The 25,456-nt window shown below is 73.7% G+C and carries 26 protein-coding genes; 12 read left to right on the top strand and 14 right to left on the bottom strand.

Features of this window, described 5'->3' with window-relative positions; genetic code table 11:
- Positions 1-4: 4 nt before the first annotated feature.
- Positions 5-640 carry a DUF6629 family protein gene (locus ACFVYX_RS14365; protein ID WP_389681648.1) on the bottom strand — a complete coding sequence of 212 codons (636 nt, stop codon included), beginning with the start codon at positions 638-640 and terminating at the stop codon, positions 5-7.
- Between the two features lie 100 nt (positions 641-740).
- On the opposite strand from ACFVYX_RS14365, the gene ACFVYX_RS14370 reads away from it, so the two are divergent.
- Positions 741-1,262: a hypothetical protein gene (locus ACFVYX_RS14370; RefSeq protein ID WP_389681649.1), complete on the top strand. Its 522-nt coding sequence runs from the start codon at positions 741-743 to the stop codon at positions 1,260-1,262.
- A 95-nt stretch (positions 1,263-1,357) separates the two neighbouring features.
- Here the strand turns inward: ACFVYX_RS14370 and ACFVYX_RS14375 are convergent, their stop codons facing one another.
- From ACFVYX_RS14375 to ACFVYX_RS14385, 3 genes are all read right to left on the bottom strand, one after another.
- Positions 1,358-1,873 carry an NUDIX domain-containing protein gene (locus ACFVYX_RS14375; protein WP_389681650.1) on the bottom strand — a complete coding sequence of 172 codons (516 nt, stop codon included), beginning with the start codon at positions 1,871-1,873 and terminating at the stop codon, positions 1,358-1,360.
- Positions 1,874-1,986: 113 nt separating this feature from the next.
- Positions 1,987-2,664 (bottom strand): response regulator, encoded by a 678-nt coding sequence (locus tag ACFVYX_RS14380; protein WP_389681651.1) that lies wholly within the window; start codon positions 2,662-2,664, stop codon positions 1,987-1,989.
- Positions 2,661-3,989, bottom strand: a complete 1,329-nt coding sequence (locus ACFVYX_RS14385; RefSeq protein ID WP_389681652.1) for a sensor histidine kinase — start codon at positions 3,987-3,989, stop codon at positions 2,661-2,663. The genes ACFVYX_RS14380 and ACFVYX_RS14385 overlap by 4 nt, the downstream gene beginning before the upstream one ends.
- Positions 3,990-4,124: 135 nt before the next feature.
- On the opposite strand from ACFVYX_RS14385, the gene ACFVYX_RS14390 reads away from it, so the two are divergent.
- Together ACFVYX_RS14390 and ACFVYX_RS14395 are read left to right on the top strand one after the other, a co-directional pair.
- The gene (locus ACFVYX_RS14390) at positions 4,125-5,033 is read left to right on the top strand and encodes an ATP-binding cassette domain-containing protein (RefSeq protein ID WP_389681653.1); all 909 of its coding nucleotides are present in this window, start codon (positions 4,125-4,127) and stop codon (positions 5,031-5,033) included.
- Positions 5,030-5,854 carry an ABC transporter permease subunit gene (locus ACFVYX_RS14395; protein WP_389681654.1) on the top strand — a complete coding sequence of 275 codons (825 nt, stop codon included), beginning with the start codon at positions 5,030-5,032 and terminating at the stop codon, positions 5,852-5,854. Before ACFVYX_RS14390 ends, ACFVYX_RS14395 begins: the two co-directional genes overlap by 4 nt.
- A 6-nt stretch (positions 5,855-5,860) precedes the next feature.
- On the opposite strand, the gene ACFVYX_RS14400 is transcribed toward ACFVYX_RS14395, so the two are convergent.
- Positions 5,861-6,730 carry a YhjD/YihY/BrkB family envelope integrity protein gene (locus ACFVYX_RS14400; RefSeq protein ID WP_389681655.1) on the bottom strand — a complete coding sequence of 290 codons (870 nt, stop codon included), beginning with the start codon at positions 6,728-6,730 and terminating at the stop codon, positions 5,861-5,863.
- A 251-nt stretch (positions 6,731-6,981) separates the two neighbouring features.
- Positions 6,982-7,455, bottom strand: a complete 474-nt coding sequence (locus tag ACFVYX_RS14405; RefSeq protein WP_389681656.1) for a winged helix-turn-helix transcriptional regulator — start codon at positions 7,453-7,455, stop codon at positions 6,982-6,984.
- Between the two features lie 112 nt (positions 7,456-7,567).
- Here ACFVYX_RS14405 and ACFVYX_RS14410 point away from each other — a divergent pair, with 112 nt between their 5' ends.
- A complete protein-coding gene (locus tag ACFVYX_RS14410) occupies positions 7,568-8,083 on the top strand; it encodes a PaaI family thioesterase (RefSeq protein ID WP_389681657.1) in 516 nt (171 codons plus the stop codon).
- 74 nt (positions 8,084-8,157) lie between these two features.
- Here ACFVYX_RS14410 and ACFVYX_RS14415 read toward each other — a convergent pair whose 3' ends face one another.
- A complete protein-coding gene (locus ACFVYX_RS14415) occupies positions 8,158-8,523 on the bottom strand; it encodes a luciferase family protein (RefSeq protein WP_389681658.1) in 366 nt (121 codons plus the stop codon).
- A gap of 295 nt (positions 8,524-8,818) precedes the next feature.
- On the opposite strand from ACFVYX_RS14415, the gene ACFVYX_RS14420 reads away from it, so the two are divergent.
- The 3 genes from ACFVYX_RS14420 to ACFVYX_RS14430 all read left to right on the top strand — a co-directional run bounded on the left by ACFVYX_RS14420 (position 8,819) and on the right by ACFVYX_RS14430 (position 11,871).
- Positions 8,819-9,697 carry an AAA family ATPase gene (locus tag ACFVYX_RS14420; protein WP_389681659.1) on the top strand — a complete coding sequence of 293 codons (879 nt, stop codon included), beginning with the start codon at positions 8,819-8,821 and terminating at the stop codon, positions 9,695-9,697.
- Positions 9,694-11,082, top strand: coding sequence for a VWA domain-containing protein (locus ACFVYX_RS14425; RefSeq protein WP_389681660.1), 1,389 nt, complete (start codon positions 9,694-9,696; stop codon positions 11,080-11,082). Before ACFVYX_RS14420 ends, ACFVYX_RS14425 begins: the two co-directional genes overlap by 4 nt.
- Positions 11,083-11,286: 204 nt before the next feature.
- Positions 11,287-11,871 (top strand): nucleosidase, encoded by a 585-nt coding sequence (locus ACFVYX_RS14430; protein WP_389681661.1) that lies wholly within the window; start codon positions 11,287-11,289, stop codon positions 11,869-11,871.
- 20 nt (positions 11,872-11,891) lie between these two features.
- Here the strand turns inward: ACFVYX_RS14430 and ACFVYX_RS14435 are convergent, their stop codons facing one another.
- The 5 genes from ACFVYX_RS14435 to ACFVYX_RS14455 form a co-directional block, all read right to left on the bottom strand.
- A complete protein-coding gene (locus ACFVYX_RS14435) occupies positions 11,892-13,103 on the bottom strand; it encodes an alpha/beta hydrolase family protein (RefSeq protein WP_389681662.1) in 1,212 nt (403 codons plus the stop codon).
- Between the two features lie 201 nt (positions 13,104-13,304).
- On the bottom strand, positions 13,305-15,251 hold the full coding sequence (locus tag ACFVYX_RS14440; protein WP_389681663.1) for a CocE/NonD family hydrolase: 1,947 nt from the start codon (positions 15,249-15,251) through the stop codon (positions 13,305-13,307).
- Positions 15,252-15,447: 196 nt separating this feature from the next.
- Positions 15,448-16,557: a PP2C family protein-serine/threonine phosphatase gene (locus tag ACFVYX_RS14445; protein WP_389681664.1), complete on the bottom strand. Its 1,110-nt coding sequence runs from the start codon at positions 16,555-16,557 to the stop codon at positions 15,448-15,450.
- A gap of 1 nt (position 16,558) precedes the next feature.
- Complete coding sequence (locus ACFVYX_RS14450; protein ID WP_389681665.1) at positions 16,559-18,019, bottom strand: MFS transporter; 1,461 nt, start codon at positions 18,017-18,019, stop codon at positions 16,559-16,561.
- On the bottom strand, positions 18,016-18,591 hold the full coding sequence (locus tag ACFVYX_RS14455; RefSeq protein WP_389681831.1) for a TetR/AcrR family transcriptional regulator: 576 nt from the start codon (positions 18,589-18,591) through the stop codon (positions 18,016-18,018). Before ACFVYX_RS14455 ends, ACFVYX_RS14450 begins: the two co-directional genes overlap by 4 nt.
- A 463-nt stretch (positions 18,592-19,054) precedes the next feature.
- Between ACFVYX_RS14455 and ACFVYX_RS14460 the strand changes: the two genes are divergently transcribed.
- The 3 genes from ACFVYX_RS14460 to ACFVYX_RS14470 all read left to right on the top strand — a co-directional run bounded on the left by ACFVYX_RS14460 (position 19,055) and on the right by ACFVYX_RS14470 (position 21,587).
- The gene (locus ACFVYX_RS14460) at positions 19,055-19,639 is read left to right on the top strand and encodes a TMEM165/GDT1 family protein (RefSeq protein ID WP_389681666.1); all 585 of its coding nucleotides are present in this window, start codon (positions 19,055-19,057) and stop codon (positions 19,637-19,639) included.
- Between the two features lie 136 nt (positions 19,640-19,775).
- Positions 19,776-20,393 (top strand): TetR/AcrR family transcriptional regulator, encoded by a 618-nt coding sequence (locus ACFVYX_RS14465; protein WP_389681667.1) that lies wholly within the window; start codon positions 19,776-19,778, stop codon positions 20,391-20,393.
- Between the two features lie 204 nt (positions 20,394-20,597).
- The gene (locus ACFVYX_RS14470; protein WP_389681668.1) at positions 20,598-21,587 is read left to right on the top strand and encodes a hypothetical protein; all 990 of its coding nucleotides are present in this window, start codon (positions 20,598-20,600) and stop codon (positions 21,585-21,587) included.
- Between the two features lie 27 nt (positions 21,588-21,614).
- On the opposite strand, the gene ACFVYX_RS14475 is transcribed toward ACFVYX_RS14470, so the two are convergent.
- The gene (locus tag ACFVYX_RS14475) at positions 21,615-22,574 is read right to left on the bottom strand and encodes an SMP-30/gluconolactonase/LRE family protein (protein ID WP_389681669.1); all 960 of its coding nucleotides are present in this window, start codon (positions 22,572-22,574) and stop codon (positions 21,615-21,617) included.
- A 106-nt stretch (positions 22,575-22,680) separates the two neighbouring features.
- Between ACFVYX_RS14475 and ACFVYX_RS14480 the strand changes: the two genes are divergently transcribed.
- Positions 22,681-23,133, top strand: coding sequence for an Lrp/AsnC family transcriptional regulator (locus tag ACFVYX_RS14480; protein WP_389681670.1), 453 nt, complete (start codon positions 22,681-22,683; stop codon positions 23,131-23,133).
- A 103-nt stretch (positions 23,134-23,236) separates the two neighbouring features.
- Entirely contained in the window at positions 23,237-24,529 is a 1,293-nt protein-coding gene (locus ACFVYX_RS14485; RefSeq protein ID WP_389681671.1) for a M20 family metallopeptidase, read from the top strand.
- An 11-nt stretch (positions 24,530-24,540) separates the two neighbouring features.
- On the opposite strand, the gene ACFVYX_RS14490 is transcribed toward ACFVYX_RS14485, so the two are convergent.
- A complete protein-coding gene (locus ACFVYX_RS14490) occupies positions 24,541-25,425 on the bottom strand; it encodes a LysR family transcriptional regulator (RefSeq protein WP_389681672.1) in 885 nt (294 codons plus the stop codon).
- Between the last annotated feature and the right edge of the window lie 31 nt (positions 25,426-25,456).

Below are 25,456 nucleotides of genomic sequence, written 5' to 3' on the forward strand. Positions count from 1 at the left end.
CTGGTCAACTGCTGAGCGGCCCATGGGTTACGGCCGGGCGCCGCCGGATCCACAGGAGGAGCAGCAGGGAGGCGACGGCGGCGAAGGCGCACCAGGTGGAGAGGAACGCGGTGCTCCACAGGACGGCGCAGACGGCCGCGCCTGCCCCGGTGACGAGGCCGAGGAGCCGCAGCGTCCGGTCGCGGGCCAGGAGCAACGCGCCGACGGTGGCGAGGAGATACCCGGCGAGGATCAGGGGCGCGTACGGCAGGTCGACGACGTAGCCGAGGGTGCGGCCCCGGGCCTCGGCGGTGACGGGGCGGGTGGCGAGGCGGTACGCGAGGAATCCGGCGGTCGCGGTTCCGGCGGCGAGCGGGAGGACCAGGCGCGCCCGGTCGGCGGGGCGGGCGGCGGCGAGGACGCCGGCCGGCACCCAGAGGGGCAGCAGGGGCAGGGCGATCACGGCCCAGGCGAGAGTCGCGGTTCCGGTACCGCCCCCGGCGCGCCAGACGGCCGCCTCCACGATCTGGTGGGCTCCGAGGAGCAGGGGCATTGCGGCGAGGAGCGCGTCCCCGGGGCGGCGTACGGAGGCGAGGCAGGCCACCCCGACGGCGCCGATCCCGATGCCCGCCCAGAGGTCGGCCGTCGCACTCCAGCACATAGCGCATATTTACCCCATATCGGCTGGAACCGTATGGTTGTGGTGGATGTCTCTACCAGTGACACCACTGTCCCCGGAGCAGAAGAATGTGGGGGACGTCATGCATCACCGTCACACCCTCGCGGCCGTCGCCGCGGGAATCCTGTTGACCGCCGGGATCGGCGCCACGATCCCGGCAGGCGCCGCGAAGGCCCCTTCCCCGAACGCCTCGACCCAGGCCACGGCCCTGGTCGTCAACGCCCGCTGGGGCGGCCACGCGAACTTCGACCGGCTCGTGATCGACGTACGGGGTGCCATGCCCCCGGTCACCGTGCGGCAGGTAGCCGCTCTCCACCACGACGGATCGGGCCAGCGGGTCCCGCTGGCCGGGAAGCACTTCCTGGAGATCCGTCTCTCCCCCGCCGCCGCCCACGACGATGCCGGAAGGTCCGTCTACCAGGGGCCCCGGCTGCTGAAGATCCATCTGCCCGCGCTCAAGGGAGTCGCGCTGACCGGCGACTTCGAGGGCGTGGTCACCATCGGAGCCGCCTTCGACACCAAGCCCGCCTACAAGACCTTCCGGCTGCACTCGCCGGAGCGCTTCGTCGTCGACATCGCCCACCCGGTGGGCTGCCGCGCCTGAGTGGTGAGGGTGGGGCCGTGTCACGAACGGCCCCACTCCTCGTGCTCGTCCGCCCTACTCCTCCTCCCGTACGGCCGTCCTCGTGCGCCCGGCCGTCACCGGCCGGTGTCCAGGGGCACCGGCCGGTTGTCCAGGTACACCGGTACGCCGGTCCTGCGGGCCCGGTCGACGCCCGCCAGGCGGCCGAACTCCCCCGGGTCCATCTCCCGCTCCCACTCGTCCAGCGTGCGCAGGCTGTACTCGCTGTGCTCCTCGGGGTCCAGGACGACCCCGGCGATCTGCTCGTCCGTCAGCTCCCCGCCGTCGAAGATGAAGCCGATGTGGTTGGCGGGCCACTCCTCGCCCCGGTCGGTGACGAAGTGCGTGCCGAGAAGTCGCGGTTGGCCGGTGAAGGTGATGCCGGTCTCCTCGTGGCACTCGCGTACCGCCGTCTCCCAGGGGGTCTCCCCCGGGTCCATGTTTCCGCCCGGCCACTGCCACAGCTCACTGCGGTAGGTGGCGCGCAGCTGGAAGGGGCGGCCTGCGGTGTCGGTGAAGTAGAGGCAGGCGTACGCCGTCGCTCTCGGCAGGGTCGCCACGTACTCGACGGGCGGCAGCCAGATGTTCGCCATGGTGCGGCTCTCTCTCGACGGACCGATGGGTTCGCCCTCATCCAAGCGGGCGTCGCGCGGCCGCCCGCCCGCTCGCGAGTCGATCACCGGAACGTGTGACCACGCGGGGCCCGTCAGACCGCGGAGACCAGACCTGCCTCGTACGCGATGATCACCAGCTGCACCCGGTCGCGGGCGTCCAGTTTGGCGAGCAGCCGGGTCACATAGGTCTTGGCGGTGGCGACGCTGATGTGGAGAGCGGCGGCGACCTCGGTGTTGGAGAGGCCACGGCCGACCAGGGTAAGGACCTCGCGTTCGCGGTCCGTGATCCCCTCGGCCCGGCGTCTCGGTGCCGGGGCGGTCCTCGGGCGGTCGGTGAACTCCTTGATGAGGCGCCGGGTGACGCTCGGGGCGATCAGGGCGTCGCCCGAGGCGACGACCCGGACGGCGGCCAGGATGTCGTCCAGGGCCATGTCCTTCACCAGGAACCCGGACGCGCCCGCGTGCAGCGCCCCGTACACGTGGTCGTCGTCGTCGAAGGTGGTGAGCACGACGACCCGCGCGCCGGTCGCGCCCCCGGTGATGAGCCGGGTCGCCTCGATGCCGTCCGTTCCGGGCATGCGCAGGTCCATGACGACGACGTCGGCGCCGGTCTCCTCGACGAGGCGGACGGCCTCGGCGCCGTTCGCCGCCTCGCCCGCGACGACGAGGTCCGCGGTGTCGGTGATGACCATGCGGAGCGCGGTGCGCACCAGGGGCTGGTCGTCGGCGAGGACGACCCTGACGGGCCGGGGGGTGAGGGTGTCGCTCATGGGGCGGTGACTCCTGTGGGGAGAGGGAGGCGGGCGGTGACGCGGAAGCCGCCGCCGGGGCGGGGTCCGGCGGCGAAGTCTCCCTCCAGCAGGGTGACGCGCTCCCGCATCCCGGCGAGGCCGTACCCGGACCCGCCTCCGGCGCGCGCCCGCTCCCTGCCGGGGACGGCGCCCCGGTCCTCGACGGTGACGACGAGCGCCCGGGGGTCGCCCTGGTCGACGGTGACCGTGCAGGAGTCGGCGCCCGAGTGCCGTACGACGTTGGTGAGGGACTCCTGGACGACCCGGAAGGCGGAGAGGTCGATGTCCGGGGGCAGGGGGCGGGGCGCGCCGGCGCGGTGGACGGCGACGCGGACACCGGCGGCCGCGGTGACCTCCACGAGCCGGTCGAGCACGGCGAGACCGGGCGCCTCGGGGACGCCGGGCGTCGCGGCAGGGCATGACGTCTCGGGGACGCCTGACGTCGCCGGAAGGCCTGGGGGCGGGGGCGGCCCAGGACGCGGGAACGGTTCGGGGTCGGCGAGGCGCCGACCGGGGGCGCCGCGCTCTTCGGGGCGCAGCGCTCCGAGCATCCGGCGCAGGCCTGCCAGGGTCTCCCGGCTCGCCGTCTCGATCTCGGTGAGGGCCTGTCGGACCTGTTCCGGCTGGGTCTCCATGACACGTCGGGCGGCGCCGGCCTGGAGGGCGACGATGCCGATGCTGTGGGCGACCATGTCGTGCATCTCGCGGGCGATGCGCAGCCGTTCGGCGGTGACCGCCTGCTCGGCGGCCTGGGCGCGGCTTCGTTCCGCGTACATCCGGCTCTGGTGCTCCGAGCGGCCGAGGAGCCAGACGAGGGCGGCGGCGAGGGCCACGGCCAGGGCGCTGGTGGTGCCGATCCCCCAGCCCGCGAGCAGTCGGACCGTCAGATGGGCGACGAGGACGCCTACGGCGAGCAGGAGCGCCCGGACGGCCTCGCGGGGCGGCCCGGCCGCGGCGATGACGTACAGGGCGACGTCGACGGCGAGGTACTGGGCGAAGGGGATGGCGGTGACGCCGAGCGGGTTGCTGCCGACGATCGCGGCGACGAGGAGGAACCACAGAGCGGCGGCCGGACGACGGGTCAGGAGCACGCTGCCGCGCAGGGCGAGGGCGGTGGCGAGGGCCAGCGTGGTGATCCCGTCCCAGCGGAGGAAGATCACACCAGCCATGACGTCGGCCTCCTCCTGGCCGGGCAGCCGGATCCGCAGCAGAACGGTGAAGAGGAGGCCCACGACCCAGGCGAGGGCCGTCCAGCCACCCGGAGTGACCCTCTTGAGGAACGGTGCTGACGGGGTGGCGTGCATGGGCGTGATCGTAGGTGGCGCCCCTCGCCCCGGGCATCGGACCTGGGGTGTACGACCAGGGGTGACAGTCCTCGGCGCCGATTGTCCGCGCCGGTCCGATGCCCGGCCCGGGGGCGGGGCGGCACGGTGGTACTCATGATCGAAGTAAGCGAACTCACCAAACGCTACGGTGCCACGACCGCCGTCGACTCACTGAGCTTCACGGTCCGGCCCGGGCGCGTGACCGGATTCCTCGGGCCGAACGGGGCGGGCAAGAGCACCACGCTGCGGATGGTCCTGGGGCTGCACAGGCCGACGAGCGGGTCGGTCACGGTCGGCGGCCGGCCGTTCCGGGACCGGCCTCGCGGCCTGCGGCACGTCGGCGCGCTGCTCGACGCGGGCGATGTGCAGGACGGAAGGACCGCACGGGCCCATCTGGCGGTCCTGGCGCGCGGCAACCGCATCCCGCTCGCGCGGGTCGACGAGGTCCTCGACGAGGTCGGCCTCACGGCCGCCGCCCGGCGCCGGGTCGGCGGCTACTCCCTGGGCATGCGGCAGCGGCTCGGGATCGCGGGCGCGCTGCTCGGCGACCCGCCCGTGCTGCTGTTCGACGAGCCGCTCAACGGCCTCGACCCGGAGGGCGTGAAGTGGGTGAGGGGGCTGTTCCGGCGTCTCGCGGCGGAGGGGCGCACGGTGTTCGTCTCCAGCCATCTGATGAGCGAGATGGAACACACCGCCGACGAACTGGTCGTCGTCGGCCGGGGCGCGCTGATCGCCGAGGAGAGCCTGACGGAGTTCGCGTCGCGAGGAGCCCGGCTGAGCGTGACCGTCGACACGCCCGACCGCGCGGCCCTCACGACGCTGCTGCTCACGGAGGGCGCGGAGGTCCGAGAGGAGTCCGGCCTGCTGACGGTGACGGGGCTCCCGGCGGCGAGGATCGGCGAACTCGCCCTGGAACACCGGGTGCCGCTGCACCAGCTGACCACGCGTACGGCCTCCCTGGAGGAGGCGTTCATGGAACTGACCGCCGGCAGTGTCGAGTACCTGGCAGGAGACGCCCGATGACCGTCCTCACCGTGACGGAGCCCCGTCCCCGGTTCCTCGACCTGGTCGCCTCGGAGTGGCTGAAGCTGTGGTCTCTGCGCTCGACGGGCTGGGCGCTGCTGCTCAGCACCCTGACCGTGCTCGCCTTCAACGTGGGCACGGCCTGGGACCACTACCGCTACTGGTACCAGTACGACGCGCGGAGCCGGGCGGACTTCGTCGCGAACGAGATTCCGCTGAGCGACGCCTTCACGGGGAACGCGTCGCTGGTCCTGATGCTGTGCGCGGCGGCGATGGGCGCGACGGCCCTGGTCGGCGAGTACGGCAGCGGGCTGATCCGTACGACGTTCGCGGCGGTGCCGGCGCGCGGAGCGCTGATGGCGGCGAAGGTCCTGGCGGTGACCGTGGTCCAGCTGCTCTTCGGGGCGGTGGTCGCGGGCGCGTCGTTCTGGCTGACGCAGGCGGTGCTCTCGGCGCGGGGCGCGGGGCTGCCGATCACCCATCCGGGGGCCCTGAGGATCGTCGTGGCCTCCGCGCTGCTCGCACCCGTCTGCGCGCTGACCGGGATGGCCCTGGGGGCGCTGCTGCGGCGCGGCGCGGTGTCGATCGTCGCGTCGGTGGTGGTGCTGCTGCTCCTGCCGATGATGTTGAGCGAACGTCGACGTCTGACGGCGGTCCTCGCGCACGGCACGCCGGCGCGTGCCTGGCAGCGGCTGGCCTGGCCCGGTCCGGTCGAGCCGCCGTTCCCCTGGTCGGCGGGCGGCGCCTGGCTGGTGTACGCGCTGTGGGCGGTGGGCGCGGTGGCGGTCACGGTGCTCGCGGTGCGGCGCCGGGACCAGTGACGCCGCTCAGCCGGCGGTCGTGCCGTCCCGGCGGAGGCGGCGCCGGAGGAGGTGTTCGTGGACGAGTCGTCCGGTGAGGGCGCCTCCGTAGACGACGAAGCCGACGCCGACGAGCCAGGACTGGAGGACGAGGACGGTGCCGAACTGACCGTACGTCACCGCGTTCGAGGCGATGAGCGGGGAGAACACGAGCTGGGAGAAGATCCGCAGCCCGAGGAGGCCGAGCGCCGTGAGGGCGGCGCCGGGGGCGAGGGCGCGCCAGCGGATGCGGCCGCAGAGCAGGAAGCGCTGTGACCACCAGAAGAAGACGAAGGTTCCGATGAGGTCGGCGAGGGCGACGAGCGCGGTCATGACGGCCGAGGACCCGGCGGGGGCGGGGGTGGCGACGAAGAGGAGGAGGCAGGTGACGAGGACCGCGAGCCAGACGACGTGGCGCCACATCGTGTGCCAGCGGGCCGTGGGGAGGTCCCAGACCCGCTCGTACCCGGTCTGTACGGCGGATCCGAAGGTGACGCCGAAGGCGGCGAGGGCCGCGAGGCCGAAGGCGGTGGTGCGCTGCAGGGCCTGTCCCGGCTGGCCGAAGAGCCGCTCGACCTCCTCCTGGGAGACCTGGGAGACGCCGAGGCCCTGGACGAGCCAGCGGGCGAAGCCCTGCCCGCTCGCGAGGTCGGCCGCGGCGACGACGATGAGCAGCGGGACGAGGGTGAGCAGGCTGAGCGCGGCGAAGCCCATGGCTCGGTGCATCAGTTCCATGGCCCGGCCGCGGTTCCAGGCCAGGCCGAGCGGCGAGGCGAGGACACGGGCGTGGAGCCGCTGGAGCCGGTGGCCGTGTTCGGCCGGGGCGCCGTCGTGCGGCGGACCGGGTGGGAAGCGCATGCCTCGTGAGGTACCCGGCCGGGCGGTGGGCCATCGCGGGGGTGGGGCCGAACGGGTGCCGACGGCGTCTCGTGGAACCGGCTGGTCGGTGGCCGGCGGTGCGGGGGCGCGGGTGGCCGGCGGTCCGGGGGGGTGGGCGGCCGGCCGGCCCCTTCGGGACGGCCACCGGCCGGTCCGGGGACGGCGGCCGGCAGGTCCGAGGACGGTCGGCCTGGTCGTCGGCCGCCCGGTCCAGGAGCGCGGGGGTGGGCTCAGGGGTGGAGGGGGCGGGCGCCCGGCCCGGGGCGGACGGTGACGTCGCGGGCCGCGAGGGTGGCCCGTTCGTCGCCCTCGCACTGGACGACGACCCGGACGGGGGCACCGCAGTCGGTGTGCCGGATGTCGAGGACCGGACCGTCGGGGTCTCCCGCGTGGGTGTCGCCCCACTGCTTGAGGGCGAGGAGCACGGGCCACAGGTCGACGCCCTTGGGTGTGAGCCGGTACTCGTAACGGGTCCTGGTGCCGGGTTCGCGGTAGGGCTCCGCTCGCAGGAGGCCGGCCGTGACCAGTTTGCGGAGGCGGTCGGCGAGGACGGCCTCGGAGAGCCCGAGATGACGGCGGAACTCGTCGTAGCGGCGGACGCCGTTGAAGGCGTCCCGCAGGATCAGCAGGGTCCACTTCTCGCCCACCAGGTCCAGGGTGCGGCGGACCGAGCAGTTCTCCGTGTCCGTCTCCAGCCACTTCATCGTCACACTGTAGCCACCTGACTGCGTCGTTGACAGTCAGCTGCGGCGAGAGCTAGCTTCGCTCCACAGAGCCAGCCGGGTGCCGGCCGGCCACGGCGGGCGGAGAGTGGTCATGGGGCGGTCGCGCACGGTCGAGTGGGAGGACGCCGGCGCCACCGCGCGGGCCGCCGGCACGATGGCGGGGCTGGACTTCCTGCGGGAGATGGTGGCGGGGCGGCTGCCCGGCCCTCCGATCGCCGCGCTCCTCGGCTTCGGCCTCGAGGAGGTCGAGGACGGGCGCGCGGTGTTCGTCTTCGAGCCGGGCGAGGAGCACTACAACCCGATTGGCAGCGTGCACGGCGGCGTGTACGCGACGCTGCTCGATTCGGCGGCCGGCTGCGCGGTGCACTCGACGCTCCCCCTCGGCACGGCGTACACCTCGCTCGACCTCTCGACCCGCTTCCTCCGGCCGCTCACGACCGCCACCGGCAAGGTGCGGGCGATCGGCACGGTGCTGTCACGGGGGCGCAGGACCGCGCTCGCGGAGGCGGGCCTGTACGACGCGGAGGACCGGCTGCTCGCCCACGCGACCAGCACCTGCATGCTGTTCCCCGTACCGGCGGAGGGTTCGGGGAGCACGCGCGCGTGAGGCACCGGCAGCACGCGCGTCAGGAAGGGGATCCGGGAGTACGCGCGCGGAGCCGTCGTTCTCCCGCGTCCGGCTCAGCGGATCCCTGAGACCGGGCGGGTGCGGGTGCAGCCGTCCGGGGCGACGTCGGGGACGCCGTTGGCCTGGAGGGCGGCGCTCACCAGAGTGGCGAGCAGGTCGATGTCCGACCCCATGTCCAGACGGACCGTCACCCACCCGGATCCGGCCAGGAGACGGACCGCGCTCGACCCGAGGAGGGCCGGGCGCAGCTTCGCGATCATGGCGTGGGTGAGATGGACGTCCGCCTCGTGTTCACCGTGGAAATGGACGATCTCGTGCGTCGCGGTGCCCAGGCCGAGCTCGGCGCCGCAGTGGGCGCGGCCGGGGGTCAGCGAGGGCCAGCTCATCAGACGTTCACTGGCATGCCTGGCCGTGTTCATACGGAGGAGCGTGCCGGGCGCGGGGGCCGCGCACAAGCGTCCTGCCGGAAGAATCCCGCCCGGGTGCGAAACCCGTCGTGAGAGGGGGTGGTGTGACCGTGTGTCACGGCGGTCCGTGGGGAGGGTGTGACTCGGTGTCACTGGAGTGCACGCGCGCGGACGCGGGCGGCGAGGACGGGTCGTCTCGTCGGGGTCGTGCCGATCTCGCGCGGGACGGTTGTGCGACGGTGCGCGATCTGATCAGGTACAGCTGAGGCTACTGGCCAGTAAGCGACTCGCTCCGGGGGAGACAGCCATGACGACCGTGACGACCGGATTCTTCAGCTCCGTCGACGACGTGGCCGAACGGCTCGCCACGACCGGCTACCTCGCGTCGCCCGCCGTCGCCACCACCGTCTTCCTCGCCGACCGGCTCGGCAAGCCGCTGCTCGTCGAGGGTCCGGCGGGCGTCGGCAAGACGGAGCTCGCCAAGGCCGTGTCCGAGGTGACGGGCGCGCGTCTGGTCCGGCTGCAGTGCTACGAGGGCGTCGACGAGTCCCGCGCGCTCTATGAGTGGAACCACGCCAAGCAGCTGCTGCGGATCACGGCCGGGCGTGGCGAGTCGTGGGACGAGACGCGTACGGACATCTTCGGCGAGGAGTTCCTGCTCCCCCGGCCGCTGCTCACCGCGATCCGGTCCGACCGGCCGACCGTGCTGCTGATCGACGAGACCGACAAGGCCGACGTGGAGGTGGAGGGGCTGCTCCTGGAGGTCCTCGGCGACTTCCAGATCACGGTTCCCGAACTCGGCACGATCAGGGCGAACCGGCGGCCGTTCACCGTGCTCACCTCGAACGCGAGCCGCGAACTGTCCGAGGCCCTGCGCCGGCGCTGCCTCTTCCTGCACATCGGCTTCCCCGGGGAGGAGCTGGAGCGGAGGATCGTCACGCTCAAGGTCCCCGGCCTCGACACGGCGCTCGCCGCGTCCGTGGTACGCGTCGTCGGGGCACTGCGGGCGATGGACCTGCGGAAGGTGCCGTCCGTGTCGGAGACGATCGACTGGGCCCGTACCCTGCTCGCGCTCGGCGCGGAGCGGCTGGACGAGCGGATCGTACGGGAGACCCTGGGCGTCCTGCTGAAGCACCAGGAGGACATCGTGAAGGCTGCCGCCAAGCTCGATCTGGACGCGGTGTGAGCCCGGCGGAGCCGACGGAGGCGGGGGCCGTCGCACGGCTCACCGGCCTGGTGGGGGCGCTGCGCGCCCACGGGTTCGGAATCGGGACCGGTGAGACGGTCGACGCCGGGCACGCGCTCGACGCCGTCGGCTTCACGGACCGCGAGCGGGTACGGGAGGCGCTGGCGGCGACCCTGCTGCACGGGGAGGGACAGCGCCCGGTGTTCGACAGGGTCTTCGACCTGTACTTCCCGCTCGGGCAAACCAGAGCGGCGGAGGCGCACGCCCACGCCCCGGCGGATCTCGCCACGCTGCGCGAGCGGCTCGCGGAGGCCCTCACCGCCGGTGACGGCGCCGCCCTCGACCGGCTGGCCGCCGAGGCGGTCGACGGTTTCGGCGGCTTCGGCTCCGCCCCCGGCTCCGACGGCTGGTCCTCGTACCGGACGCTGTCCCGGCTGCGTCCGGAGACGCTGCTCGCCCGGGTGAGGGAGCGGCACGGGGCGGCCTTCGCCGCGGAGGACGCCGAGTTCACCGACCGGCTGCTCGACGACGAGATCCGGCGGCTCATCGAGGCGTTCCGCGAGCGGGTGCGGACCGAGGCACGGCGGCGCGTCGCCGAACGGCAGGGGCGGGACCCGGTCGCACGCCGGGCGGTCGCGGGGACGGCGGACCAGATGGACTTCCTCCTCGCCGGGCGAGCACAGCTGGACGAGCTGCGGCGCACGGTACGGCCGCTGGCGCGGAAGCTGGCCACCCGGCTCGCGGCCCGGCGGCGGCGGGCGGCGCGCGGGGAGATCGATCTGCGGCGGACGCTGCGCCGCTCGCTGTCGACCGGGGGTGTGCCGGTGCGCCCGGTCCTGCGGCGGCGCAGCCCCCGGCGGCCGGAGCTGGTCCTGCTCTGTGACGTCTCGGGGTCGGTGGCCGGTTTCGCGCAGTTCACGATGCTCCTTGTGCAGGCCTTGCACGACCAGTTCAGCCGGGTGCGGGTGTTCGCCTTCGTCAACCGGGTGGACGAGGTGACGAGGCTGATCGCCCGGGGTCCGGCGGACCCGGCGGGGCTCGGCGACCGGATCCTGGCCGAGGCGGAGCTGACGGGATGGCACGGGCAGAGCGACTACGGGACGGCGCTCGGCGAGTTCGCCGACCGGTACGCGGAGGCCGTCGGCCCGCGCACGGTGGTCTTCGTCCTCGGGGACGCGCGCACCAACGGCTCCGATCCGAACCTCGCGGCCCTGAAGCGGATCGCGGGCCGGGCCCGAAGGGTCCACTGGCTGAACCCCGAACAGCCCTCGCTGTGGGGCACGGGCGACTCGGTGGCCCCCGCCTACGCCAGTCTCGTCGAGATGCGCCCGTGCCGGAACGCCCGCCAGCTGGGTGCGCTGATCGGCCGCCTGCTGCCGGTCTGACGAGCGCCTGCGCACGTCGCACAGGGCCCGCTGCCGGGTTCGCCGTGCTGCGCGGCGTCGGGCCGAAGGCGCCGCGCGTGCTCGGTGAGGCGCTCGAAGAGAGCGGACCGGCCCCGGGGTGGCCGGGGTGTCGTACCGCCGCCGCTGGAAGGAGTTCCGGTCCCGGTTGTACGGCGGGCGGGCACTCGAACTAGCGTGGCCCCCATGGAACTCTTGGGAGAGATCTCGGCCGGCCGTCCGCTGCTCGTCCTCGCCGTCAAGGAGGAGGCGCAGTTCCTGGACACGGACCTGCCGGTGCTGCTGACCGGCATGGGCAAGGTGAACGCGGCGACCGCGCTCGCGACCGCCCTGGGCCGGGGCCCGCGCCCGTCCGGGATCGTGAATCTGGGGACGGCCGGGGCGCTGCGGAGCGGCTGGACCGGCACGCACGTCGTCGGCACCGTGGTCCAGCACGACCTCGACGGCGAGCTGCTCGCCACGCTGACCGGCGAGACGTACGGGGCGCCGCTGTCGCTGCCCGACGGCGGCGGTGTGGTCCTCGCCACGGGGGACGCGTTCATCTCTGACGAGGCCGCCCGGGCCCGGCTCGCGGAGCGGGCGCCGCTTGTCGACATGGAGGGGTACGCGCTCGCGGTGGCCGCGGAGCTCGCCGGGGTGCCGCTGCGCATCGTGAAGCACGTCAGCGACGAGGCCGGTGACGGTGCCGCGCGCACCTGGCGCGAGTCGGTCGCCGAGTGCGCGCGGGCGCTTGCCGACTGGGCGGAGGCGAACACCCCGTACCGCGGCTGAGAGGCCGGGGCCCCGCTCGGTCAGCGGTGCTGGAAGTGGACCTCCGGGTTCGCCGGTGACGGGCCGTCGAGCAACGGCCGCGCGGCTCCGCGCAGATGCCGGTCGAAGAAGGCGGCGACGTACGTCCGGGTGACGGCGACGGCCCTGTCGGTGGGCAGCTCGGGCTGGGGCAGACCGAAGTGCCGCGAGATCACGGGGCCGTCTGAGAAGGTGAAGTGCTCGGATCCGGCCACCGTGATCCAGCGCTTCCACCCGTCGAGCGCGGTCCACGTCCGGTCCCAGGTGGTGTCGGTCCCGCCGGGCAGATGCATGGCGTCGTGTGTCCCGAGCATCATGAAGGGGCGGCCCCGCAGGCCCTCCGCCGGAAGGTCCTCCCAGAAGGACCCGTCCATGTTGATCCCGGCGTCGACGCGCGGATCGGCCACCATCGCGGTGGCCGCGCTCGCCCCGCCGATGGAGTGCCCCGCCATGCCGATCCTGCGCGCGTCGACGACGTCGGCGTACCGCCAGGCGGGACGGGGACCGGTGAGGCGGTCGAGGACGTACCGCATGTCGGCGGCGCGGGTCGAGGTGACCACGCTGCCGTGCACCCCGCCCTCGCCGAGGGCGGTGCAGGCGACGCAGGTGAGGGTACGGCCGCCGGGAACGCTGATGCCGTACGACTCGTAGGCGTGGTCGACGGAGGCGACGACGTAGCCGCGGGAGGCGAGGTCCTCGGCCAGGTGGGTGAGCGTCCAGCGGGAGACGCCGAAGCCGGGCGAGAGCAGCACGAGGGGGTGGCGGCCCGGTGCGGGCCGGGCATCGGGCCTGCTGTGGGTGCGCGTCCGGGCGAGTACGTCGCCGGGGACGGCGGGCCCGAGCTGTCCGGCGAGCAGCCGCGCCTCCTCCCGGGTGGCGTACGGGGCGGGGCGCCCGCCGCCGGGGCGCGCGGCCGGATAGTGGAGCGTGACCATCAGTTCGCGGCCGTCGGCGCTCGGGACCCAGGGGTCGGTTCGGGACCGGTCGACGAGCGGCAGGACGGTGCTGCCGAGCGCGTACGGTCCGGTGGGCGCGGGGAGCACGGCCCGCGTGAGGCCCGGCGCGGGTGCGGCGGCCGTCGACGGGGCCGCGCCCGGGGCCGGGGCGGTGAAGGGGGCCGAGGCCGTGGCGGTGGCCGCCGTGGCGAGGGTGCCGGGTAACGCGAGGGAACAGGCGAGAAGAGCGGCAGCGGCCGTCCTGGTGCATCGGTTCATGGGGTGCACGCTAGGGACTTGGGACGGGTCGGCGCGTCCTGCTGTGGGCTCATGCCGCGTCAGACCGGGGGCTGACGCGGGTCGGTGACGGAAGGCGTGGCACGGGAGGAATGCTGACGGGGGCGGGGACCGGGCGCGACCGCGGAGGGGTGCGCGAGCCGTGCGGCGCGCGTATCCCTCCGCGGTACGACCTGGCGGCGGTCAGCCGAGCGGCAGCTCCAGGAACGAGGGCTCGCCCGCCGGGGAGCCGATGACGGTCTGCGTCCAGGTGACGGACGCGTCGCCGTACAGCGGGTCCTTGCTGTCGACGACCAGCATCAGGCGGTGGCCTGCGGCGATGTCGTAAGCGGCCGCCTGGAGCTTCCAGGTGACGGTCCTGTCCTGATCGGGCGTCAGGCCGTACACGTTGAGCGGTTCGTGGCTGATGATGCGGGCCGTGTCGTCCCCGGCGACGTCCAGGAGGTGGGCGTACAGGCTTGCCGAGGTGGCGGTGGAGCGGACCGTGAGGCGAAGCCGCGGGATGCCGCGGACACGGCGGCCGGCGGGCCCGCCGTCGGACGGGACGAGCGGATCCGTCGTCCACGCGACCGCGTGCCGGCGGTCGATCTTGCGGGTGTCGTAGATCTTGGGGTTGCCCGCCCACTCCGCCTGGCCGGTCTTCAGGAGGGCGTCCATGGCGGTGGCCTCGGTGTCCACGCCCGCGAGGAACGCGCGCCGCCAGCCGGTCCCCTCCGCCCCTGGCGCTCCCCCTCCGAGGGGATGGAGGCGGCCGTCGGTGCCGCCCGCGCCGTCGCCGGTGAGGCCGAACACCTCGGTGGACCGCGTGACCTCGCTCCAGTCGGTGCTGGTCTCCCGGCGGGCGGGCGTGACGATCCGGTTCTCTCCCGTCGGCTCTCCGGTCTCCGGGTCCAGGACCGGCTCCGTCACATAGGTGAACATCACCTGGTTGCAGACCTTCGGCCAGTCCTCCACGCCGTTGCGCTCGCCCTTGAGGTGGTGGTCGAGCCAGGCGTACGCCTCCGCCATGGGGAGGTCGGCCTCGCCGGGTGTCGCGGGCGGACCGATGAGCGAGGGACCCTCGGGTGCGGCGTGGTCGCCGATCCACAGGTTGAGCCGCTTGGGGACCTCCAGGCCGTTGAAGGTCTCCAGGGTCTGGTTGACCGCGAAGAGGCTCTCGTGCCAGGTGTGGGAGAAGAAGGTCGGCGTGCCGTTCTCGTTGGTCAGGTGGAGGTACGACTCGGGGGCCCGCAGCCGGCCCCAGTCGACGACGGTGTCGAGGTTCCGGTCGGCCTGGAAGTCGGCGAGGATCCGTTGGTTGTCCTCGTCGAACTTGCTCTCCACGGACCCGCCGGTGAGGGCGAGAAGGGCCTTCACGGCCGCGAGGTGGCGGGTCTCGTGGTCGTAGAGACTGGTCGCCAGGTTGCCCCAGGTGCTGAGGGCGACGACGGCGGCGACCCGGTCGTCGTGGGCGGCGACGAGCTGGCTGATGCCGGAGCCGTACGACTCGCCCATGAAGCCGATGGCGCTCGGGGCGAAGTGGTCGACGGCGAAGTCGATGACGGCGGAGCCGTCGGCCCAGTCGTGGGGTCCGGCGACGTCGACGAGGCCTCCGGAGGTGGACGGCAGTCCGGGGACGCCGAGGCCCCGGGGGGTGTAGGCGAGGACGTGGTAGCCCTTGTGGGCGAGGACGAGGTACGACCAGAGGAACAACGGCCAGCCGAAGGGGGTCCAGCCCGCCGGGACGACGACGAGCGGGTGCGGGCCCGGGCCGAGCTGCCGCAGGCTGAAGGCGGAGAGCCGGACGTCCTCCGTCGCGCCTTCGACACGGTGGTACGCGGGCAGGGCCAGGCCTCGTACCTCCCTGACGAACGCGGCGAGTTCGGCCGGGAGCAGCGTGTCGGCACTGTCGGTGCCGTCCGCACCGCCGGTGCCGTCGGTGCCGTCCGCGTCGTCGGGCGGGCCTCCCAGGAGCGCGTTGGCGAGTGTCTGGCCGAGCCGTACGGCACCCGGATCCACCGTTCCGTCTGCGGCCCAGAGGCCGCGTCCCGTGATCCGGGCGGTCTCGGCGGCGGTGAGGCCCACCCTGACGTCCGGGAAGCCGGGGAAGTGTTCGGACGAGCCGGCGCTGAAGGGGTTCTCCTGGGGCACGTGCACCCGTTCCTCTCGACTGGACTGGTGACCGTCCGCGCGACGCGGACGGTCGCAAGCCTCACCTATGCGGGCGGGAGCGGCCAGAGCGCGCGAACAGCGCACGGATCACCCAACCCGTAAGGAACGACACAAGCCGCCCCGAAGCCGATGTTTGGTGACCGCGGAGGGGTCGCGTCAGCGCCGACGGGTCCGGTCAGCGGGGTCCGGGCGGGCACACCACGAGCAGGGCGGCGACGTCGTCGTCGACGCCGTCGGCGCCGTAGCGGGCGAGGTCCTTGTGGAGGAGTTCCGGCAGTTCCTCGGCCGGTTCCCGTGCCCACCCGCGCAGGCGGAGTTCGAGCGGGTAGAAGGTGCCGGTCCTGTCGCGGGTCTCGCTCACGCCGTCGGTGTAGAGGAGCAGCCGGTCCCCCGGGCCGAAGGGGACCTCCTCGACGCGGTGCCGGGAGTCGGCGAGGCCCGCCAGATTGACGGGCAGTGAGGGGTCGCCGAAGTGCACGCACTCGACCTCGGCGCCGCGCTGGAGCAGCGGTGCGGGGTGGCCGCAGCTGAGGAGCCGTGCGACGTCCTGGCCGTCGGGGAGTTCGACGAGGACGACGGTGGCGAAGCGTTCGGCGGCGTCCGAGTCCGGGTCCCAGGCGCCGTAGCGGGCAAGGCCCTCGTCGAGCTGGTCGGCGAGGGCCGCCAGATCGGGGGCGTCGCTGACGGCGGCGCGGAAGGAGCCGAGCAGCACGGAGGCGGTCTCGACGGCGCCGAGGCCCTTGCCCTGCACGTCGCCGAGCATGATCCGCACCGCGCCCGGGACCCTTACGGCCTCGTAGAAGTCGCCGCCGATCCTGGCCTTGGCCGCGGCGGCGACGTACAGCAGGTGCAGGTCGAAGCGGCCGAGGCGGGCGGGGAGCGGGCGCAGCACGACGCGCTGCACCACCTCCGCGACGGCGGTGAGTTCCCGCAGGTCCTGCTCGTAGCGGGTGCGGACCCGGCTGACCCACGCCGCGGCCGCGGTGACGACCGCGAGCACGGTCTCGCTCGAGGCGAGTTCGGCGGTGAGGGTGTCCCCCCTGAGGAGGCTGAGCAGCATGCGCGCGGCCATGGCGAGCAGCCCGATGCCGACGGTCCCGCGCACGCTCCAGGTGACGGCGGCGAGCGCGGGCGCGGCGACGAGGAGCCGGTCGAAACGCTCCCGGTCCGGGGTGATCACATCGGCGAGGAAGGCGAGCCCCAGGGCCAGGAAGGGCAGTGCGCGACCGAGGTTGAACTGGGTGCGCGTCGCTGTGCCGGGGCGGCCCCGGTGGCCTGCGGGCATCTCATGATCGTACGCAGGAGCGACGTCCGGGCCGGGGTGACGGCGGCCCCGGGCGTGTCCCCCGCCGGTCCGTTTCGCCGGCGGGAAGGGCGAGCGCGGCCGGGAGGGCGAGCGCGGCGATCACGGCGAGGGCCGGGAGGGCGGCGCCCTCGGCCGGGACGAATCCGCCGCGCGGGACGAGGGCGAGCAGGAGGGTCGCGACGGCGACGCCGAGCGCGGGTCCCACGTTCATCGCGGTCTGCTGGAGACCTCCGGCGACTCCGGCGTGGGCCTCGGGGGCCCGGTGCACGACGACCGAGGTCGCCGTGACCATCAGGACGACGAACCCGGCGCCGAGCAGGGCGGCGGCGGCGCCGACGGAGGCCGGGCCGGCCGTCGCGCCGAACCGGGAGAGGAGCAGGACGCCGAGCGTGAGCAGGGCGGCGCCCGCGGTCGCCGTACGCCGGGGGCCGAACCGCCGCTGGAGCGGTGCGCAGACGGGCGCGCCGAGCACCATGAGGACGGCGAGCGGCAGGACGCGCAGGGCGCAGTCGAGGGGGTCGAGCCCCTGGACGTCCTGGAGGAAGTACGTCGCCACGAAGAGCGAGCCGAAGAGGGCGGCGGAGGCGGCGAGAAGGACGGCGAGGCCGGCGACGACGGGGCCGCTCCTGAGCAGTTCCGGCGGCAGCAGGGGGCGGGCGGCGCGGCGTTCGTGCCGGAAGAGGGCCACCCCCGCGACACCGGCGCCGGCGAGCGCGCCGGCCGTCATGCCTCCGGGCCGGGACGCTTCCACGAGCCCGTGGACGAGCAGACCGAGCGCGACGGCGAGCAGCAGGGCACCGAAGGGATCGAGCGCGGCGAGTCCGGACCCGCGCTCGACGTGCGGGTCCCGGTGCCGGGCCGGGGACGGTTCCGCGTGGCGTTCGGTGGCCGGCTCGCCGCCGGTGAGGGCGAGGAGTCCGATCGCGAGGGTCGGGGGTACGCCGATGAGGAAGACCGAGCGCCAGCCGTACGCGGAGACCAGGGCGCCGCCGACGAGCGGTCCCGCGGCGGCGGCGAGGCCGATCGCGGCGGTGCGTACGGCGATCGGCGTCCCGAGCCGCTCCGGCGGGAACGCGGTCCTGAGCATGCCGAGGGTGGCGGGTTGCAGGAGCGCTCCGCACACTCCCTGGAGCACGCGCAGCAGGATCACGGTGCCGATGCCGGGCGCCAGCGCGATGCCCGTGGAGGCTGCCGCGAAGCCGAGAGCGCCGACGGCGAAGACCCGGCGGTGGCCGTAACGGTCGCCGAGCCGGCCGGCGAAGACCAGAAGGCTCGCGACGGCCACGAGATAGCCGGTGCTCGTCCACTGGACCTGCTCGACGCCGGCGTGCAGATCGCGCTGGAGCGCCGGCTGGGCGACGGTGAGGACGGTGCCGTCGAGGGCGACCACGGCGGCGCCGACGACACTGCACGCGAGGACGGGAGCGCGACGCGGGCTCACGTGACCGGCTCCTTGGGGCCGAGGTGGGCGTCGAGGGCCGCGGCCAGCAGGGGCGCCGGGTCGTCGCCGCCGGTCGCGAGTCGCAGGCTGCCCCAGTGCCAGAGCTGGGCGATGCCGTGGAGGTTGGCCCAGAGCGCGCCCGCGACGACGAGGGGGTCGGTGCCGGGGCGGACCTGGGCGACGAGTCCGGTGAGGCGGGCGAACAGCGGCAGACTCGTCTCGCGCAGCCCCAAACGGCCGCTCTCCAGGAGATCGTGGCGGAACATCAGCTCGTACATGCCGCGCCGGGTGCCCGCGTAGTCGAGGTAGAGGCGGGCGAGGAGCGCGATCCGTTCGCGTGGTGCGGCGGTCTCCCGGTCCTCGGCGGCGACGCGGGCGGACAGTTCGGCGAAGCCCTGGCGGGCGATGGCCGACAGAAGGTCGAGGTGGGTCGGGAAGTGGCGGCGGGGGGCTCCGTGGGAGACACCGGCGCGGCGGGCGATCTCGCGCAGTGAGAGGGCCTGGGCGCCTTCGGCGTCCACGAGTTCGACGCCGGCCTCGACGAGCCGCGCCCGCAGCCCGCCACCGTGCAGGTCACGCTCACCGTCACGGTCACCGTCACGCTCACCGTCACGGTCACCGTCACGCTCACCGTCACGGTCACTCCGGCGGCCACCGCCATGGTCACCCTCAAGGTCAACTTCAGGGTCGCCGTGCCGGCCGCGCTCACCGTCGTACTTCTCGGGCTGCTGATCCATGAACACTGTCTACCAAGATCGAGTAGACACTGTCTACTCACTCCCGCGCCCCTGTCGGTTACACTGAGGGACAGCGAAGGGGAGTAGCCCCGCAAACCGGTCGTCGACACACTGGAACCCCCGGGTTCCCGGTGACCGGGTCCGCGTTCCGCGCGGACGGGCGAGACCTTCGGCCAGGCATCAGCCGCGTCCACGCCTCCGTGGGCGTGGTCCGTCATGCCGGGCCGAGTGGTCCTCCCGTCGCCCACCGAGGCGCCGTGCCGAGTCCACGGGCCCGGATCGAGCAGAGAGCCCCGGTATGCACCTCGACCCCTTGGCGATCCTCACCGCCTTCGGGCTGATCTTCCTCGCCGAGCTTCCCGACAAGACGATGTTCGCGTCCCTCGCCATGGGCACGCGCATGCGTCCGCTGTACGTGTGGTTCGGCACCTCGACCGCCTTCCTGGCCCATGTCGCCATCGCCGTGGGGGCCGGCAGCCTGCTCGGGCTGCTCCCCGGCTGGTCCGTGAAGCTGGCCTCGGCCCTGATGTTCGGCTTCGGCGCCTACATGCTGCTGCGCGGCGGGGGCGACGACGACGAGGCCGACGAGGGCGGACGGACGGTCACCGGCTTCTGGCCCGTCTTCTCGACCGCCTTCATGGCCGTCTTCATCAGCGAGTGGGGGGACCTCACGCAGATCACCACCGCCAACCTGGCCGCCACGAACGGCACCTGGTCGACGGCGATCGGCTCCCTCGCCGCCCTGATGAGCGTCTCCGCCCTCGCCCTGGTCGCGGGCCGCTTCATCGCGAAGCGCGTACCGCTCAAGACCGTGCAGCGCATCGGCGGCGTCTGCATGGCCGCGCTCGCGATCTGGTCCCTGACGGAGGTCTTCACCGGCTGACCCCGGCCGTCCCCGCGAACGGTGCGCGCCCCCGCCCTCTCCGGCGGGGGCGTGCGCCGTTCCGGGCGGGATCCCCGCCCCACCAGGGGTCCCGCCCCCGCTTGATCAAGCAGTGAAGCGCTGATTCACTCCTTCCATGCCCTACCGCCGCACCCCCGCCGTCCAGGCCCGCCTCGACGCCCAGCGCGCCTCCGTCGTGGACGCCGCCAGGGAACTGCTCGCCGAGCAGGGCTACGCGGGATGCACGGTGGCTGCCGTCGCCGCCCGGGCCGGAATCGCCACGGGCAGCGTGTACCGCCACTTCCCCAGCAAGGCCGAGCTCTCCGTGGAGCTCTTCAGGACGATGGTGAGCCGGGAGGTCGCGGCCGTCTCCGAGGCGGCGGGGGACCCCGGGCACCGTTCGGCCGCCGAGCGCGTGGTGGCCGTCGTCGAGACCTTCGCGCTACGGGCCCTGAAATCGCCGCGCCTCGCGTACGCGCTGCTCGCCGAGCCGGTCGACCCGGCCGTGGACGCCGAACGGCTCGTCTTCCGGCGCGCGTTCCGGGACGTGTTCGCCGCGCGTGTCGAGGAGGGCGTCCGCTCCGGCGAGCTGCCGCCGCAGGACCCGGTCCTGACGGCCTCGGCGCTCGTCGGCGCGGGCGCGGAGGCGCTCGTGGGCCCGCTGGCGGAGGGGACCGTCGGGCCCGGCACCGTACCCGCGCTCGTCGCCTTCACCCTGCGTGCCCTGGGAGCCCCCGGAGCCGGCCACCCCTGAGGTCACCCGCCCGGCACCGCGCCCGACCGGTCACGACGTCGCCGCGGGACCCGCACTCGTCACCCGCGTGCCGGGCAACCGGCCGCATGGCGTCGGCCACGCAGGCGACCTCCCGGCCGGGGCTCCCGCCGCGCCGGGACGACGTGCCGTCATGGTCGTCCGGCGCCCCACTTCCCGGGGCCCTGACCCGCCAAGGAGACGTCCATGTTCCGACTCCCCCGCCTGGCCGCCACGGCCACGGCCGCCGTCGCCCTCACCGTGTTCGTATCGGGCCCCACAGCGGCCGGCGAGCCGACCGTGCGGGATCCGCGCGTCGTCGCCCGCTTCGACTTCGCGCTCGGACAGACCCCGGAGAACATCGTCCTCGGACCCGACGGCTCCGCGATCCTGACCTTGTCCTTCGCCCGGCAGGTCGTCCAGGTCGACAGACACGGGAACAAGCGGACCCTCGCGGAGCTGCCCGCCGTGGCGGACCCGAACACCCCCGTCATCGGCGCCGCCGCCGCGATGGGCATCGCACGCTCTCACGACGGCACCCTCTACGTCGCCTACGCCACCGGTACGAGCGAGACCGGCATCTGGCGCGTCGAGCCCGACGGCAGCGCCCCCGTCCAGATCGTCGAGCTGCCGGCCGACGGGTTCCCCAACAGCATCGCCCTCGACGAGGAATGCGGGGTGCTCTACGTCGCCGACTCGGTACGAGGAACCGTGTGGCGCGCCCCTCAGCACGGAGGGGCCCCGACGGCCTGGGCCACGGGAACCGCGCTCCGGCCGCTGCCCGCACCCGACGGCTTCGGCGTCGGGGCCAACGGCCTCAAGGTCCACAACGGCGCCGTGTGGGTGTCCAACACCGACCGCAAGACGCTGCTGCGCGTTCCCGTCCGCGCCGACGAGAGCGCGGGGGCGATCGAGACCAGGGCGACGGGGCTCGACTGGATCGACGACTTCGCCTTCACCGGGCACGGCGACACCGTCCTCGCCGCGCTGATCATGGACAGCAAGCTCGCCCTCGTACGCCCGGACGGCACGCACAAGACCGTCCTCACCGCTCAGGACGGCCTCTCCAACCCGACTTCCGTGGCGGTGCGCGGCAACACCGTCCACGTCCCGAGCGCCTCGTACTTCACCGAGGTGAAGGACCCGAACCTCCTCCGCGCCACGCTTCAGGGGCACAGCGGCCAGGGCGCGTCCTGACCTGGGCGATCCCCTGGGTTCGCCTGCTCACCGGGGCGCCGGGTCCAGCCAGGGCCGGCGCCCCGGTCCGGTCGGGTGCGTGCCCGTGGCGCCCATGACCACCGAGTAGAGGCTGGTCTCGGCGGCGATGAAGAGCCGGTTGCGCTTGGCCCCGCCCCAGGAGATGTTCGCGACCGCCTCGGGGACGACGAGCCGCCCGATCAGGGTGCCGTCGGGGTCGTAGCAGTGCACCCCGTCGTTCATCGCGGCGGCCCACAGCCGGCCGGCGTCGTCGAAGCGGAGGTTGTCGAAGCGGGCCTCCTCCCGGGCCGCCGCGTCGGCGAAGACCTTGCCCTCGGACAGCGTGCCGTCGTCGCGTACGTCGAAGACCCGGATGAACCCCGCCCTGGTGTCGGAGACGAACAGCTGCTGCTCGTCGTGCGAGAAGACAAGACCGTTCGGCGCGCCGAAGCAGTCGGCGACCAGGCGCACCTCGCCGGTGGCCGGGTCGACGCGGTAGACGTTGTTGGAGCCGATCTCGCTCTCCGCGCGATAGCCCTCGTAGTCGCTGGTGATGCCGAAGTCAGGGTCGGAGAACCAGATCGACCCGTCGGACCTGACCGCCGCGTCGTTCGGGCTGTTGAGGCGCTTGCCGTTCCACCGGTCCGCGAGGACGGTGACGGTTCCGTCGTGTTCGGTGCGGGTGACACGGCGGTTGCCCTGCTCGCAGGTGATCAGTCGGCCCTGGCGGTCGAGGGTGTTGCCGTTGGTGTGCCCGGCGGAGCGGCGGAAGACGCTGACGGCGCCCGTCTCCTCGTCCCACCGCAGCATCCGGTCGTTGGGGATGTCGCTCCAGATCAGCTGGCGCCAGGCGGGCACGTAGATCGGCCCCTCGGCCCAGCGGCAGCCGGTGTACAGGACTTCCAGCGCCTCGTCGCCGTTCATGCACCGTCCGGTGCGGAACCGTTCGTCGAACATCTCGTACAGCCCGGGACCCTCGCCGGTCATGGGAGTCCGCCTTCCTGGAAGCGTCGATTGCCGAACCTCATCCTGTCTGCGATGAAGATTGCAGGATGCAGTACGGTCAACGCAAGGACACTTCGAACGGAGAGTTGTGGACCACACCGACCGAGCCCTGCTGGCCCTGCTCCAGGAGGACGCCACCCAGTCCTACGCCGCGCTCGGGCAGGCCGTCGGCCTGTCCGCCGGCGCCGCCCACGAGCGCGTGCGCAAGCTGCGGGAGCGGGGCGTGATCCGGCGTACCACCGTGGAGGTGGACCCGGCCGCGGTGGGAAGCGCGGTCCTCGCCTACGTGATGGTGGACTCGACGTCCTGGATGGGCGACGCGGCGGAGGCCTTCGCCGCGCTCCCGGAGATCCTGGAGGCCCACGTCATCGCCGGCAGCGCCTCGGTCCTCGTGAAGGTGAGGACCGCGACCACCGAGCAGTTGCAGGACGTGCTGCGCCGGATCTACGCGATCGACGGGGTGAGCGGCACCCAGGCCACGGTGGTCCTCGAGACGTTCTTCGAGCGGCCGCTCTCCCCGCGAGCCGCCGACCGGGCGTGAGGCCCCCTCGCCGATGCCGAGGCGGGCGCGCGCTTCGGATGGGAGCCTGGTGGGGCAGGTGTCCCGTGACCGCGGCTCCGGCCGGAGCGAGAGGGAGTCCCCGTTGCGCAGCGACGCGATCCACGACGAACTGGACCGGCGGGCGGCCGGGGTGGCGGAGCGGGTGGTGGCCTGGCGGCGCCATCTGCACCGGCATCCGGAACTGTCCAACCGTGAGGTCAACACCGCCCGCCTGGTGGCGGAGTGGCTGCGCGCCCTCGGTCTCGACGAGGTCCGCACGGGCATCGCCGGGCACGGGGTCGTCGGCGTCCTGCGCGGCGGGGAGCCGGGTGAGCGGGTCGTGGCACTGCGGGCGGACATGGACGCGCTGCCGGTGAAGGACCTGTGCGGGGCGGAGTTCGCGTCCGAGGTGGTCGACGCCGGCTATCCGGGCGGCCCGTTCCCCGTCTCGCACGCCTGTGGGCACGACTGCCACACGGCGGCGCTCCTTGGCGCGGCGACGGTGCTCGCGGGGGTCCGCGAGCGGCTTCCGGGCACCGTGCTCTTCGTCTTCCAGCCCGCGGAGGAGGGCCCTCCGGTGACCGAGGAGGGCGGGGCCCTGGCGATGGTCGAGGCGGGTGCCTTCGCCGACCCCGTACCGACGATGGCGTTCGGTCTGCATGTGACGCCCCATCCGAAGGGGTACGTGGGGTACCGGATCGGCATTCAGTACGGTGCCTCCACCCTCGTCCGTATCGTCGTCACCGGCGAGCAGACCCACGGCTCCACCCCCTGGGAGGGCATCGATCCGATGCCGGCCGTGGGGGCGGTCCTGACGGGCATCGGCCAGCTGTACCGGCAGGTCTCGGCCTTCGATCCGGTCACGGTGTCCATCGGGCACGTCGAGGACGTCGGCCGCTTCAACATCGTGGGGCAGACGGTGACGCTGTGGGGCACGGTCCGCTGCGCCGTGGAGTCCGACATGGCGAGGGTCCAGCGGCGGCTCACGACGCTCGCGGAGCACTCGGCGGCGTACGGGGCGACGGCCTCGGTGGAGTACCTGCAGTCCGTGCCGCCCGTGCACAACAGCGGTCCGTGGGTCGAGGCGGGGCTGCCCACGTTCCGGCGGGTGGTGGGCGAGGAGCGGGTGGTGGAGACGGGAGGGACGCTCGGGTACGACGACGTCTCCGAGTTCGTGAGCCGGTTCGGCGGCCTGTACGTGATGCTGGGCGTCCAGGACTCGACGCTCGACGCGTCCGGGCGCCCGGTTCCCGTGCCCGGCGGGCGCGGCCTTGTGACCAACCACAACCCTCGCTTCTACGCGGACGACGACACCCTCGTCACCGGCGTCCGGCTCCACGCGCACGTGGCGTACGACCATCTGACGGGGGCGCTCGTCCCGCGTGACGGCGGCTGACCGGTCGCGCGTCAGGCCCGCTGGGTGCCGACCGACGTCACGAAGGCCCTGAGCAGGCCGGAGTCGGCGGCGGTGGCCCGGACGAGGCCGTATTCGAGGGGCGGGGCGTCCCGCAGGGGGACATAGGCGACACCGGGGCGGGGGTGGTAGCGGGCGCCGCGCGCCGCCCCCGGGGCGGCTCCCCGGCCGGCCGAGACGTGCGACAGGACCTCCTGCCAGGTCGAGGCGACCGGGCCGCGCTCGACGGGTGCTCCGGAGGGGGTGTGCCGGGGGTAGTGGTGATCGACCCAGCGGCGGGAGTTCGCTCCGCCGGTGGTGATCAGGGGCAGGTCGGCGAGATCGTCGAGGCGGAGTGACGGGCGGCGGGCCAGGGGGTGGGCGGCGGGCAGCAGCAGGACCCGGTCGTCGCGGACGACGACGGGGCCGGTGGTGAGTTCCGGCTCGTCCACGGGGAAGGCGGCGAGCTGGACGTCGAGTGCGCCGTCCAGGAGGGGCCGGACCCCGCCGTCGAGGGGGACCTCGTGGAGGGTGATCTCGCAGCCGGGGTGCCGGGCGAGGAAGGCGTCGGCGGCGGCCGCGAGCAGTTCGCCGCCCCAGGGGGTGCCGAAGCCGGTACGCAGCCGGCCGTGGAGTCCCCGGCCGGCCTCGGTGGCGCGTTCCACGGCGGCGCGGAGCTGCCGGTGGACGGGCAGGACCTCGTACAGGCGGAGGCCGACCGGAGTGAGCCGGACACTGCGGCTGGTGCGGGCGAAGAGCGGGGTGCCGACGCGGCGCTCCAGCTTCCTGACGGTCTGGCTGACCCGGCCGGTGGAGACGCCGAGGCGCTCGCCGGTGCGACCGAAGTGGAGCTCCTCGGCGAGCGTGAGGAACGTCTCCAGTTCGTAGCGTTCGAGCATCTTCCCCCCTCGTGATCGTTGAGCGTGGCTC

It is taken from the genome of Streptomyces sp. NPDC058326 (assembly GCF_042879855.1).
Taxonomy (GTDB): Bacteria; Actinomycetota; Actinomycetes; order Streptomycetales; family Streptomycetaceae; genus Streptomyces.

Coding starts and splice junctions, on each gene's coding strand:
- ACFVYX_RS14380 (WP_389681651.1), bottom strand. CDS start 2,664: ATGAGCGACACCCTCACCCCCCGGCCCGTCAGGGTCGTCCTCGCCGAC.
- ACFVYX_RS14470 (WP_389681668.1), top strand. CDS start 20,598: ATGTTCCGACTCCCCCGCCTGGCCGCCACGGCCACGGCCGCCGTCGCC.
- ACFVYX_RS14420 (WP_389681659.1), top strand. CDS start 8,819: ATGACGACCGTGACGACCGGATTCTTCAGCTCCGTCGACGACGTGGCC.
- ACFVYX_RS14430 (WP_389681661.1), top strand. CDS start 11,287: ATGGAACTCTTGGGAGAGATCTCGGCCGGCCGTCCGCTGCTCGTCCTC.
- ACFVYX_RS14490 (WP_389681672.1), bottom strand. CDS start 25,425: ATGCTCGAACGCTACGAACTGGAGACGTTCCTCACGCTCGCCGAGGAG.
- ACFVYX_RS14375 (WP_389681650.1), bottom strand. CDS start 1,873: ATGGCGAACATCTGGCTGCCGCCCGTCGAGTACGTGGCGACCCTGCCG.
- ACFVYX_RS14445 (WP_389681664.1), bottom strand. CDS start 16,557: ATGCCCGCAGGCCACCGGGGCCGCCCCGGCACAGCGACGCGCACCCAG.
- ACFVYX_RS14400 (WP_389681655.1), bottom strand. CDS start 6,730: ATGCGCTTCCCACCCGGTCCGCCGCACGACGGCGCCCCGGCCGAACAC.
- ACFVYX_RS14370 (WP_389681649.1), top strand. CDS start 741: ATGCATCACCGTCACACCCTCGCGGCCGTCGCCGCGGGAATCCTGTTG.
- ACFVYX_RS14385 (WP_389681652.1), bottom strand. CDS start 3,989: ATGCACGCCACCCCGTCAGCACCGTTCCTCAAGAGGGTCACTCCGGGT.
- ACFVYX_RS14465 (WP_389681667.1), top strand. CDS start 19,776: ATGCCCTACCGCCGCACCCCCGCCGTCCAGGCCCGCCTCGACGCCCAG.
- ACFVYX_RS14395 (WP_389681654.1), top strand. CDS start 5,030: ATGACCGTCCTCACCGTGACGGAGCCCCGTCCCCGGTTCCTCGACCTG.
- ACFVYX_RS14410 (WP_389681657.1), top strand. CDS start 7,568: ATGGGGCGGTCGCGCACGGTCGAGTGGGAGGACGCCGGCGCCACCGCG.
- ACFVYX_RS14365 (WP_389681648.1), bottom strand. CDS start 640: ATGTGCTGGAGTGCGACGGCCGACCTCTGGGCGGGCATCGGGATCGGC.
- ACFVYX_RS14405 (WP_389681656.1), bottom strand. CDS start 7,455: ATGAAGTGGCTGGAGACGGACACGGAGAACTGCTCGGTCCGCCGCACC.
- ACFVYX_RS14475 (WP_389681669.1), bottom strand. CDS start 22,574: ATGACCGGCGAGGGTCCCGGGCTGTACGAGATGTTCGACGAACGGTTC.
- ACFVYX_RS14415 (WP_389681658.1), bottom strand. CDS start 8,523: ATGAACACGGCCAGGCATGCCAGTGAACGTCTGATGAGCTGGCCCTCG.
- ACFVYX_RS14460 (WP_389681666.1), top strand. CDS start 19,055: ATGCACCTCGACCCCTTGGCGATCCTCACCGCCTTCGGGCTGATCTTC.
- ACFVYX_RS14435 (WP_389681662.1), bottom strand. CDS start 13,103: ATGAACCGATGCACCAGGACGGCCGCTGCCGCTCTTCTCGCCTGTTCC.
- ACFVYX_RS14390 (WP_389681653.1), top strand. CDS start 4,125: ATGATCGAAGTAAGCGAACTCACCAAACGCTACGGTGCCACGACCGCC.